Source organism: Halopiger djelfimassiliensis (genome assembly GCF_000455365.1).
Taxonomy (GTDB): domain Archaea; phylum Halobacteriota; class Halobacteria; order Halobacteriales; family Natrialbaceae; genus Halopiger_B; species Halopiger_B djelfimassiliensis.
Map to the genome: position 1 here is coordinate 1,111,443 of NZ_HG315684.1, position 12,311 is coordinate 1,123,753.

At 63.3% G+C, this 12,311-nt stretch carries 10 protein-coding genes; 4 read left to right on the forward strand and 6 right to left on the reverse strand.

Annotated elements, in window-relative coordinates; genetic code table 11:
- Positions 1-1,872, forward strand: a complete 1,872-nt coding sequence (locus tag TX80_RS05550) for a PINc/VapC family ATPase (RefSeq protein WP_049922013.1) — start codon at positions 1-3, stop codon at positions 1,870-1,872.
- A gap of 347 nt (positions 1,873-2,219) precedes the next feature.
- On the opposite strand, the gene TX80_RS05555 is transcribed toward TX80_RS05550, so the two are convergent.
- From TX80_RS05555 to TX80_RS05580, 6 genes are all read right to left on the reverse strand, one after another.
- A complete protein-coding gene (locus TX80_RS05555; RefSeq protein WP_049922014.1) occupies positions 2,220-2,633 on the reverse strand; it encodes a hypothetical protein in 414 nt (137 codons plus the stop codon).
- Between the two features lie 54 nt (positions 2,634-2,687).
- A complete protein-coding gene (locus TX80_RS05560) occupies positions 2,688-2,981 on the reverse strand; it encodes a MarR family transcriptional regulator (protein WP_006180348.1) in 294 nt (97 codons plus the stop codon).
- 265 nt (positions 2,982-3,246) lie between these two features.
- Complete coding sequence (locus tag TX80_RS05565; protein ID WP_049922016.1) at positions 3,247-4,464, reverse strand: DUF5305 domain-containing protein; 1,218 nt, start codon at positions 4,462-4,464, stop codon at positions 3,247-3,249.
- A gap of 126 nt (positions 4,465-4,590) precedes the next feature.
- On the reverse strand, positions 4,591-5,757 hold the full coding sequence (locus TX80_RS05570; protein WP_049922018.1) for a signal peptidase I: 1,167 nt from the start codon (positions 5,755-5,757) through the stop codon (positions 4,591-4,593).
- Positions 5,758-5,853: 96 nt separating this feature from the next.
- Positions 5,854-7,020, reverse strand: coding sequence for a CARDB domain-containing protein (locus tag TX80_RS05575; protein WP_049922019.1), 1,167 nt, complete (start codon positions 7,018-7,020; stop codon positions 5,854-5,856).
- Between the two features lie 65 nt (positions 7,021-7,085).
- Positions 7,086-7,655 carry a hypothetical protein gene (locus TX80_RS05580; RefSeq protein WP_230198671.1) on the reverse strand — a complete coding sequence of 190 codons (570 nt, stop codon included), beginning with the start codon at positions 7,653-7,655 and terminating at the stop codon, positions 7,086-7,088.
- A 451-nt stretch (positions 7,656-8,106) separates the two neighbouring features.
- On the opposite strand from TX80_RS05580, the gene TX80_RS05585 reads away from it, so the two are divergent.
- The 3 genes from TX80_RS05585 (at position 8,107) to TX80_RS05595 (ending at position 12,309) form a co-directional block, all read left to right on the forward strand.
- Positions 8,107-10,875, forward strand: a complete 2,769-nt coding sequence (locus TX80_RS05585; RefSeq protein WP_154658573.1) for a DUF7289 family protein — start codon at positions 8,107-8,109, stop codon at positions 10,873-10,875.
- Between the two features lie 100 nt (positions 10,876-10,975).
- Positions 10,976-11,521: a hypothetical protein gene (locus tag TX80_RS05590; RefSeq protein WP_049922021.1), complete on the forward strand. Its 546-nt coding sequence runs from the start codon at positions 10,976-10,978 to the stop codon at positions 11,519-11,521.
- A gap of 263 nt (positions 11,522-11,784) precedes the next feature.
- Entirely contained in the window at positions 11,785-12,309 is a 525-nt protein-coding gene (locus TX80_RS05595; protein WP_049922023.1) for a DUF7344 domain-containing protein, read from the forward strand.
- Positions 12,310-12,311 lie beyond the last annotated feature (2 nt).

Here is a 12,311-nt window from a genome sequence, read left to right on the forward strand (position 1 = left end):
ATGCACGTCGTGCCGGATACGAGCGTGGTCATCGACGGCCGCGTTTCGGCGACGATCGAGGACGGGCAGTTCGAGGGAGCGACGATCTCGGTGCCGGAAGCCGTCGTCGCGGAACTCGAGGCGCAGGCAAACGACGGGATCGAGACCGGCTGGGACGGTCTCGAAGAACTCCAGCGGCTGGCCGACCTCGCCGACGAGGGAGTCATCGACCTCGAGTACGTCGGCGAACGCCCGAGCGCGATCGAGCGGGGCCACGCCTCCGAGGGCGAGATCGACGCGCTGATCCGCGATCTCGCGGAGGAACTCGACGCGACCTTCCTCACGAGCGATATCGTTCAGGCCGAGGTGGCGAAAGCAAAGGGGCTGGACGTCGAGCACGTCTCGCCCGAAGTCCGCGAGGTCGGGACGCTGACCGTCGAGAACTACTTCGACGAGGCGACGATGAGCGTCCACCTCAAGACGGATACGGTGCCGATGGCAAAGCGGGGCGAACTCGGCGAGATGCGCTACGAGAAGATCGCCGACGAGCCGTTAGACGAGGAGACGATGGACGAGTACGCCCGCGAGATCGTCGACGGGGCCAAGGAGGCTCCCGGGGGCTTCATCGAACTCTCGGAACCCGGGATGAAGATCGTTCAGTTCCGGGACTACCGGATCGCGATCGGCCGGCCGCCGTTCTCGGACGGCATCGAAATAACGGCCGTCCGGCCGATCGCACAGACGAATATCGAGGACTACGAGAACGCCGCGGAGTTGAAGGATCGACTGCTCGAGCGCCAGCGTGGCGTTCTGATCTCCGGTGCGCCGGGGGCGGGGAAATCGACGTTCGCACAGGCGGTCGCGCGGTTCATCTCCGAGCACGATTACGCGGTCAAGACGATGGAGAAACCCCGCGACCTGCAGGTCGGCCCGGAGATCACCCAGTACACCGAACTGGGCGGCGAGATGGCCAAAACCGCGGACGCCCTGTTGATGGTCCGGCCCGACTACACCATCTACGACGAGGTCCGCAAGACCGACGACTTCGAGGTGTTCGCGGACATGCGGCTGGCCGGCGTCGGGATGATCGGCGTCGTCCACGCGACCCGACCGATCGACGCCTTACAGCGCCTCGTCGGCCGGGTCGAACTCGGGATGATCCCGCAGGTCGTCGACACCGTCGTCTACATCGAGGCCGGCGAAGTCGAGACGGTGTACGACGTACGGACCGAGGTCAAAGTCCCCGCCGGACTCACCGAGGAGGACCTCGCTCGCCCCGTCATCCAGGTCACGAACTTCGAGACGGGCGAACCCGAGTACGAGATCTACACCTTCAACCGCCAGGTCGTCACCGTCCCGCTCAAAGACGAGGAGGGCGGTCCCGGAAGCGAGTCCGGCGTCGACCGCATCGCCAAACAGGAGATCGAACGAGAGATCCGTTCGGTCGCGCGGGGGTACGTCGACGTCCAGCTCAAGGGTCAGGATCGGGCGGTCGTCTACGTCGAGGAGGACGATATCTCGAGCGTGATCGGCAAGGGCGGCGGTCGCATCACCGACATCGAGAACCGGCTGGGAATCGACATCGACGTCAGAACCCACGACGAGAACCCCCACTACGGGACGGGCGGAGCCGGCGGCGAAACCGGCGCTGACGGCGGCGGTGGCAGTACGGCCGGCCAGATGGTCCAGCCCGAAATCACCTCACGGCACATCGTCATTCCCGTCGACGGCAACCACGGCGAGACCGTGGAGGTGCAGGCCGACAGCGACTACCTCTTTACTGCGACGGTGAGCCGTGGCGGCGAGATCCAGGTGTCACGCGGCAGTGCGATCGCCGAAGAACTCGAGCGGGCGATCGACCGGAAAGCACCGATCACCGTCGTCCCGTCGTAACCGTCCCGCGAGCGAACGGGGTGAGCGAGCGGCTTTTTTGGTGGAGATTTTTTCCGCGAGCGGTCGCCGGCGGCGACCCGAGCGGAAAAAGGTCCGTGTGTGAAATCCAGGTGTCACGCGGCAGTGCGATCGCCGAAGAACTCGAGCGGGCGATCGACCGGAAAGCACCGATCACCGTCGTCCCGTCGTAACCGTCCCGCGAGCGAACGGGGTGAGCGAGCGGCTTTTTTGGTGGAGATTTTTTGCGCGAGCGGAGGCGAGCGATCCGGGCAACCCGAGCCGAAAACGAGGCGCTCGCGAGAGCCGAGTCTCGCGCGGCGATACTCGCGGATCGTTGACGGTCGGCGTCACCGCCCCGATATGTCCCGGTACAGGTCCGGATTGCGCCACCAGAACAGGCCCCACGACAGCATGAACCCGGCGGCCATCGCCGCGAGGTCCTGCACGAACCGCCAGAGGCCGAGATCGACGATCGCGACGAGCGCGATCGACGAGCCAAGCGCTGCGCCCACGATCACGAACAGCAGATCACCGGCGATGTGTGCCCGGGAGCGGTCCCAGTAGTGTTGGCGGTCCTCGTCGTACCAGACGCCGACGTAGATCAACACGGGCGACATCGCGGTGATGACCGTCACCACCTGGTACTCCGCCGGAAGGCCGGCCGGTTCGAGGACGGCGACGTTGAGCAGATTGGCGACGATCGCCATCCCAAAGAGCCCCACCAGCAGCCACGCCCATCGGGGTACCGTCTCCTTGTCCATGTCTGAGTCCGGTTCGGCCGGGAAAATAATGCTGCCGTTCTTCCGATCGGGGCGTTACTCCGCGCAGCAGGCGTCCTTTTTCGGGGACTCCTCGACGCCGTTCCCGTCGGCGGCAACGGGTTCCTCGAGCCGGTAGAGACTCTGTCTGGCGTCGGCAAAGTAGATGTCCTCGTCGACGATGCCGATCTCCTCGAGACGCTCGAGGGCATAGCGCACCGTCCGTGCCGATAGCATCGACTCCTCGACGATCTGCTTTTGGGTCAGTGGCCCGTCGTACTCGAGGACCTTGAAGACGAGTTTCGCGCTCGGTGGCAAGTCTTCGATTTCCTCCCCGTCGGTCTCTGCCATATTACGAATCGAAAACCCCCAGCAGTATAAAAGTTGAGCCTTACGGCGTGGGTTGTGGGAAATATTACGAAGTGATGAACCAGTAAAATTCGGTATTGGTGGCCCGATAGTGCGGATATCCGAACCTGACTGGGTGGTCAGTGACGGAGCACGTATTCCGGTAGTCACACGGGCTGGACGATTCGATCCACATCGCTGATCGGTCGGACTGACGCAACTGACGCAATGACAGACGTCGACGGGACGGACGAAGGACGGACCCCGGCTACAGCTGATTCCACACGTCCTCGTCGTCGTCGAACGCGTCGGGTTCGTCGACGGACGTAAACTCCTCGCTGCCGTCCAGTTCCGGCAGGTCGTCGGGCGGGGACTCGTCATCGGCGTCGGAAGTCGGCCCCGGATCGGCGTCTACCACGGCCGATCGCTCCTCGAGGTCCAGTTCCGGCCAGGCGGTTTCCTCCCAGCGACCGCGGTGGCTGTAGTAGTAGACGACGCTCCCGCTGACGACCGCGAACAGGCCTCGCTGGCGGTCGTGAACGACGCGCTCGTTCGCGTCGATCGCGACGTCGACGACGTCTTCGAGGGAATCCAGCGAGACGTGGTGGTCGCCGATCCACATCGGAATCGATCCCGTCGAGATCCACTCGGCATACCGCTGTTCGTGAACCGCCCGGCGGGCGGCTTCGACGTCGTCAGGGGAACGGCGAACGACGGCCCCAGCGCCGGCAAGCGACAGCGTCCCCAGCAGCGAGAGGGCGGCGATAAACAGCGGGTTTCGTGACTGAGTCGTCCGTTCGGTACCGATCCGATGGGGGTTGGTTTCGGACGCCGACAGCGACTCCTCGAGCCAGTAGGCGTCGTCGGTTAGCTGGACCGTCGTCGTCGCCCGCTGTGTGCCGTCGTGACGGGCGGTGTCGTACGCGACGCGAAGTTGCAGTTCGAGCGAAACCGATCCGACGCGCCCGAGTTCGGACTCGAGTTGCCGCTGGCGCTCGAGATAGGACTCGACGTCGACGGTCGTCCGTGACGTCGCGACGCCGTCTTCGACCGTCGGCGTCGCGTTGAGTTCTTCGGTGGTTTCGTTCCAGAACGGCTCCCCGTCGCGGGCGGCTTCGAAACGAAGCGTGAGTTCGTGCGTTACGTTGCCGTCTGTGACCGGTGTTCCGGCGGTTTCGTTGACCAGCCGCGTCTCCGGTTCGACGACGAGTTCCGGCGACGCGTTCAGCATGTAGACCGAACTATCCTCCAGTCGTTCGTCCGGTTCCCACAGCGTCCCGCCGTCGACGACCGTCACGCTCGTCTGGACCTCGGTCGTGACCGATTCCTCCGCCATCCGCGGCGTCGTCTCCGTCTCCGGGGTGGCGACCGCCCAGCCGGTTGCAACAAGTGTGAGCACGCCGACGGCGACGAGCACGACGACGACCGCGCGCCCGTGTTCGGCGAGCAATAGATCGAGCCGTGCGTTGTCAAGTAGCCCCTCCATGTGCCCCATCCGTGTGGTCTCCTGCCAAACCAGTCTATAGTATGACTAGTCGGACAGCAAGACAATCCTACCTGAAAGCAAGGGAGACCACCAATATAACGGTAGTGGTTCGGGACAACTATCGACTCAGCGCCACTTCCGGATCGTCCGTTCGAGCCGGGTCGATAGCGGGACGTGATCCCCGGCGTTGCGAACGCGGAAGTCACCGTACCCGAAAAGGAGGAGAACGAGGGCGACGGCCCCGGCAACGATGACGCCGTTGACGGCTGCAATCCCGGCAAGCGGATGGAGGCTGTGAAGCCGGACGAGAACCGACGGCGGCAACACCGCGAGATACCGATATTCGCCGACGTGGCGCGTGTACTCGCCGGTCGAGTCGGGTGCGGTGAGCGATACCGTCGTCTCGGCGCGGTTTCTGATACCGACGGTCTGCCAGTCCGGCTCGGTATCGACTCCCCGATGGGTTGCCTCGTGAACCACGACGATCGGCACGTACCCGGCGTTGTCGACGGTTCGAGTGAGCGTCGTCGTCTCACCGGGGGCGACGATCTGTGGGTCGTCGCCGGGCGATTCGGTACTCACGAGGCCGTACTCGTAGGTCCCCGACGGGACGACCATCGCCGCAGTCGCGAACGTCACGAGCACGAGCAACACGAGTCCAAGCGCCGTCCAGAACCCGATCACGTTCTCCCGACGGCGCGAGCGCGTCGTCTCCCGCCGGCCCGGGCCGAGTCGCTCGAGCAAAGTGCCGAACCCGAGCATGGCGACGCCGATCGCGACCAGCAACGCGCCAAGGCCGTCCGCGTCGGCGGTCGTCGTCAGGCCGAGCACCGGGGCAATCGCCGCATGCGTCGACTCCACGGCCCCGTGGACGCCCATGACGGCGGTCCCGAGGGAGGGGATCGTGACGACCTCGCCGTTTACCTGCCAGACTTCGGCGACGATCTGTTCGTCCGAGACCGGCGGTTCCGGCCCGTCCTGATCGGTAAACGGGTTCGCATCGCCGGCCGTAACGTACCCCTCGTCGGTTTCGTCGACGACGCGGTGGGTCGTCAACCCGCCGCCGTGGAGTTCCCTGGCGTCGTAGACGACGACGTCGCCCTCCTCGACGTCGCCGGCGACGAGGCTCGGAATCGCGACGAACCCGTCGCCGGCCGTCATCGTCGGCTCCATGCTCCCGGTCGCAACGTACCCCAACAGGATCGGCTGTCCGAGGAGGTGACCGACCAGAAGCAAGACGACCACGAGCGCGCCGGCGAACCCGAGGACGCGCTTGGCGGTAGTGGACGTCATCGAACGGGTTGCGAGTATTTCATTGTCCGTGAACGGTTCGTTCGTGCACTCTGTCAGGCCTGCACGACCATAACTTCCCGGTGGTCGTCGCTCCGATCATCGCGTCCACCGTCGGTTGGCAGCACCGAGCAGAACCAACAGTCCCAGTGCCGTCGGCGGGGCGAGCGCCGCGGTCGTCGACGCCGCCAGTTCGCGGTTCCGGATCGGGAACGGACTCGACTCCGTGACGGTGATCGATCCAGCCGACACGCCGCCGACCGCGACGTCGTACGTCCCCGGTCCGTCGGCGGTCCAGGGAAACGAGACCGTCGCCTCCTCGTTCGGCGGGACGACGACGGTCATTTCGTCGACGACGATGCCGTCGAGCACGAGTTCGAGCGTTCGCTCGACCGATTCATCAGTGGGATTGGCGACGGTCGCGGTTACGGTCGTGGACTCGCCGACGACGAGTTCGGCGTCCGCGACGGTCGCTTCGACGAGTTCGACCGGTGGCCCGTCGACGACGACGGACTCGCTGAACTCCCCGACACCGACCGCGTACGTTCCCGGCCACTGCATGGGCCGTTCGAACGAGACCGTCCGCGTCTCGCCGGGTTCGAGCGTGATCGTCCGCTGGTCGACGACGACGCCGTCGACGGTCAGCACGGCGGTCGTCCGCCCCGTCGCGGTACCGGCGTTCTCGTAGGTCGCGTTCACCGTCACGTTCTCGCCCGCGTCGATCGGCTGCCGGGATACGTCGATCCCCGTCTGCGTGATACTGACCCCGGGGCCAGCCCCGCCCGTTCTCTGGCCGGGTTCGGACGGCCGTTCGGGGTCACCGTCTCCGGTTCCGTACTCCACGTGTACCGTGAACGTCTCCGCGGTATCGGCGACGGCGTGCGTATCGACCGCGACTCCAACGGGAATCGTTTCGCCAGCATCCGGCTCGAGCGGCGTTGTATCGGTGATTTCGTCGTCGGGAGCGCCACGCTCGTAGAAGGTCACGCCGTCGTCGCCGTGGTCGATCCACACTGCGGCGACGGCGTCGTCGGTGACGGTTATGGTGAACACGTCGTCCGCAGCAGTCACCGCACGGTCGTTGAGCGCGTCGAGGTCGAGCCTGAGTTGGCCGTCGGCGTCGACCGACGCGTATCGCTCACTCGTCGGTTCGATGACGACGTCGTCGCGTTCGGCCTCTTCACCGATGGTAACCGCTGCTGTCGGAACCGCAAGGGCAAACAGACAGACGGCGATTGTGAGGAGTCGTATCCGTAGCGATGGCATTGCTGTCCGGTAGCCGCGGCTGGACGTTCGAGGCGGACCACCGAATCGAAACTCCGAGATCGGCCTCAGGCTTCGTCCGCGGTGATTACGATCGTCTCGATCTGGCTCGCGTCACCGGCGGTCGTATCGAACTCGAACCCGACGTCGATACTCGAGCCGTACTCGTTGTCGCCGGCGTCGGTCCCATCAGCGGTGAGGATCTGTGTCCCGTCGATCACGGTGTTTCGGTCACTCCCGACGTAGGGCGTGAGAACGGCGTCGTAGCTGCTATCGTCGGGCCCGATCGAGAGCGTCACGTCGTTCGTCCCGTTGTTCGTGATCGTGAGGAGATCGTCGAAAGACGTTACCGCATCGTCGTTGAGTCCGTCGCCATCGGCGGCCGTTGCGTCGAAGTGGAACTCGATCTGCCCCTGTTGATTGCCGTTCCCGTCGGTTCCACCGCTTGCCTGAACGAAGCCGCTGTCGGCCGCTCGACTCGAGTGGACCTCGAGTGCGAGGAACGCGGCTGCGTCGTCGGCCACGTCGATGTTGGCCGTTCGGCTCGCTTCTACGCTACTGAACGCGCCCGTCCCGAGCGCTGCGCCACCGCCTGCGACGATCGTACCCAATCCAACTAACACGTTGCGTCGATTCATTCTCATGGTCTTGCCTTCGGTGCCGGCGATCGTAAGCGACGATTACCGGACGACCGTTACCGCATTCCTGTGACTCCTCCCCCTTTGTATTGAGTAGCCAGAACGTCCGATCGGTGGGTGAGAACTCCCGAACGGTCCGCCAGAACCGCTTCAAGCGCGTCCTGAAACGCGCGACACCGACGGACGGCGGTCCGACGCCCCTGTGACGCGAGTGAACGAGGACCTCGGTTGGTATGCCACACGTATTGTAAAACATCTTACTTGTTGTCCCGGATCGACGGGACGTGCGTTCGATCGCGAGCAGCCACAGTGCCTCAGTGCCGAGCACTGCGAGTATTCCGCTGTTCACCGTTCGGACGGTGCTCAAGACCAACTTGAAAGCCGGTTCGAGATTACAACGAGATCGATATACATGCATATTTTTATACTACGTGTCAGCATATAATATCCAATGGTGGGAAGAGACAGGGCCCGTTCGCCGGGCAACGCGAATCGGGGTGTGAGTCCGATCGTCGGGATCGCACTCCTTTTCGTTATGGTACTTATCGGATCCGCGCTCGTGTTTGCAGCCGGCTCCACGATGATGGACTCGCTCGAGTCGCAAGCCGATCGCGAGCAGGTTCGGCTTTGTGCCGACGAAACCGATCACCGGATCGGAACGGTGGCATCGACAGGGAAGGACCAACCGCTCGAGTTCGACGACCCGGACTGTCAGCCGGACGTCGCCGAAGAGGGCAGCATCGAACTCGTCTGGTTCAACAGTTCGACCGAATCGCCGCCGTGGACCAACGATACCCGCACCGTCTCCGGCGAACTCGGGGCGCTCGAGTTCGACCTCGACGACCGAACGATCGCACATCAGGGCGGCGGTATCTGGGAATTTACGGGCAGTGAAACGACCGTCGTCTCGGAGCCCCAGATCAGCTACGACAACGAGAGCCAATCCCTGCGGCTCAACATCATGCAACTCGAGGAGGAGGCCCTCCAGGGATCGGACCCGATCGCGAGAGCCGACTACAGCAAGGCGACGAACCTGACCGAGGAAATCGCGACGGCCGCCGCACGGAGTCCGGAAGGGACCGACGTGGCGTTCCGGATCGAGAGCCCCTACTACGAGGGATGGGAACAGTTCCTCGAGGGGGAACTCGGGGAGTACGCGGACGTCACGACGGATCCGAACGCCGAAACGGTGACCGTCACTATCAAAGACGTCCGGGATCCGTTCGATCCGGCGACGTTCATCGTCGTCGAGGACCGAGGACTGTTCGGGCCTAACGGCAAATCGTTGGACCAGCGGGTCGACAAGAGTTCCCTGTTCCGTGTCGGCGGGATTATCAAAAACACCGGCGACCGCTACGACAAACAGACAGTTTCCGTCTCGATCTGGGACTCGTCGCTCAGCACCGAAATCCTCTCGAAGGACGTAGACGTCGGCCTCGATCCGGGTGAAACGGAGAACCTCGGGCAAAAGAAGAAAAGCGGGACGGCCGCACAGTTCCAGCCCGGGGCCTTCAAGCACAAGCTGACGCCCGGGGAAACGTACAAATACAAGATCGAGACCGACAAGGACGACCTCAATACCCCGGGGACGTTCTACTACGGGAAAAAGAAACCCTACTTCGAACTCAGCAAGGTATCGGCGGTCAACGCGTCTCAGTCGGGCGACGGCAACGTGACGATCTCCGGAGACGTCCAGCAGATCGGTACGAAAAACACCACCGACCGGGCCGTCGACCTCGAACTCGAGTACCTCGACGGGGAGACGCCCAGTGCGTACAAAAGCGTGGCACCGGTATCCGCCGACGGGACGTACGGCGTGACGACCCCTGTCGAGTGGCGGATGAACGCGAGCAAGATGTTCAACGGCCGGCACAAGTACACGATCGATACCGGTGACGAGAACGTAACGGGGACGTTCACGGTCAATACCGGCGTCGATTCGGACGACTCCGAGGTCTACCTCGAGCCCGGAAACACGGTCAACGTATCGGTTCTCGGAACCGAGATTTCGGCCGAAACCCCGACAAGAAGAACACGAAACGGGCATCTCCGCGACGACATCGAAGACGGCGAATGGCGGAGGGATGCCGGCAATGGCTGGGACTACAACGTCAAAACGGGGTACAGAGGCGAAGCGAGGTGGAACGACGCTGGCGGGTGGCAAAGCGACGGTGAGATGAAATGTGCTGCGACCAATTGGATGTACAGCTGTACGGAGTACGAGTTCGTCGATGCGGAGAAGATCTGGTGGGATTCCGACGGCGGCTGGGATCTCCAATGGACCGAAAGTAGAAACGGCGACTGGGCCTGGGATGGCCCGGGTGACTGGGGAGAGTATCAGGTCTACGAGAAGAACTGGGCACCAGTGACGGTCGACATCGTCACTCGTCCCGTCGACGAGGATGGGGAGCCGACCGGCGACAGAAACGTCATCAAACCCGACGACTGGACAAACGGCGAATACGGCTCCGAGGGCTCGTCCACTCGTCGGAACCTCAACACCCACGATACGAGAGAGCAGATCTGGGATTACAGCTTCACGACCGACGAGCGGGTGAGCCTCACGCTGAGTTCGACGCTATACGGTTGCGGAAGGAATTACGAGACACAAAACGTAGATACGTATACCGACGGTGAATATTACGATTACCACGATACGTGGTCGGAGTACAACGGAAACGGGTACTGGGAACACAATGACTGTCTGAACACCGGCCGCGAATCGCTCTCGGTCGACGCGACGACCGACTCGAACGGCGCGAACGTCCGTGTCAGGGATAGCGAGAACAACCTCGTGCCGGAACTCCGTGCCGGCCACCAGCGCCAGCACAGCGCCGACGAAGTCCTCGAGCGGGCCGATCGCGACCTGTTCGGCGGCGAACTCGAGGACGGAACTGGGTATCTGGACCTCAAGGAGGGTCAGGAGTTCGTCTTCATGATGGAGTTGACCGAAGAAGCAGCGCGAGGAACGGACCCCGACGAGTTCTGGGAACAGGCCAAAGAGACCGACTCGCCCGGGGACCCGAACTTCAACGACGTGATCGTCCTCGTCGAGGTCGACAGCATCCCGGCGGACATCGAAGGGCCGGTCCCGGTCGACGGGGACGGAACCCCGGTCGACGTCGGTGCCGGTGACTCGGACAGCGATCCCGACGAGACCTCGGGGGCCAACCCCGATACCGGCGTCGATGTCGATACCGACCACATCGTCATCGGCTGAAGCCCCTGCTCATCGACTCTGTCGACCGGCAGCGGTGTGAGTCGATGGCGACGGCAACGGACTTCGACTTGTACCACTGATTCATCGAATGTGAATACGTATGCGTACGATTACGATACTCGGCGTCGGCTTCCTCGCCGTCGGAACGCTCCTGTTCGTCGCCGCACCCGGGGCGATCGATTCGATAACGGCCGACCGGGGAGCCGGTATCGACGTCGCCGACGACGGGAACGCGTTCGTGGGCCTCGAGTATCCGGACGCCGATACCGCATCCACCTCCGAACGGCCGGTGATCAGCCTCGAGAGCGACGACGGAGCGCTTTCCTGTGGCTTCTTTTCGGGGTGCTCGTACGAGTACAGCGACATCGAGGTCGTCACGGCACGCGATCAGGGACTGACCGGTGAGTTGACGTTCGACGCCACGGTTCGACAGACCGGGACCGACCCCGCGGTGACCGTCGACGAGGAATCGCTCGAGGACCGGTACGATATCACCGCTACCGTCGAGTGCGACGCCGAGTTCGTCTGGTTCCAGTCCCGGCAAACCGCGTCCGAAACGACGCTGACGGTCGAACTCGAGGCGGCCGACGAGACGTTCGCGACCGAACTCGAGCGATCGATCGACGTCGAATGCGTTCCGGACTGATCGGGGCGTGATCTGGACGAGCACAATGTAGGACCCAGCCGGCAGTCGAACCGGCCGACAATGGGGCGATCGGAGCCGGTTCGGCGAGCGATGGACGCCACACAACAAACCATTTTGATATGATTTTATATACACATTATTGCAGGAAAAGTAATTCGTATGGCGCTCGAAACCCATTTCTACTGGGTTGCTAGAATAGCGCCAAGAATATATATCAGAGTACTCGAGTATCCCCTACGAACGAACGCTCGAGAGAAACACAGATGGGGGGTAACTCGAACCGGGGGGAGGTTTTCGATCTCCTGAGTAATCACCGCCGCCGGTACGCGATCCACTACTGCAAGCGCGAGGATGGTCCCGTCGAACTCGGCGATCTCGCCGAACACGTCGCCGCCTGGGAGCTCGACAAGGACGTCGCGGAGTTGACGTCCGCCGAGCGGAAACGGGTGTATACCTCGTTACAGCAGACCCATCTTCCGACGCTCGAGGAGGCAGGCATGGTCGAGTTCGACGATCGAACGATCGAACTCACCGAGGATGCGACCGAACTCGCGGTCTATCTGGACGTCGTCCCCGGGGATTCGATCCCGTGGGGGGTCTACTATCTCGGCCTCGCCGGCGTCGGCAGCGTCGTGATGACGGGGCTGTGGCTCGAGATCGTCCCGACCGAGACCGTCCCCGAACTGGGCTGGGCGACGCTCGTTGTCGCGCTGTTTGCCGGCTCGGCCGTCGTCCACGTGCTACAGAACAGACGACTGCGCCTCGGCGAACTGGAGCGGCCACCGTAATC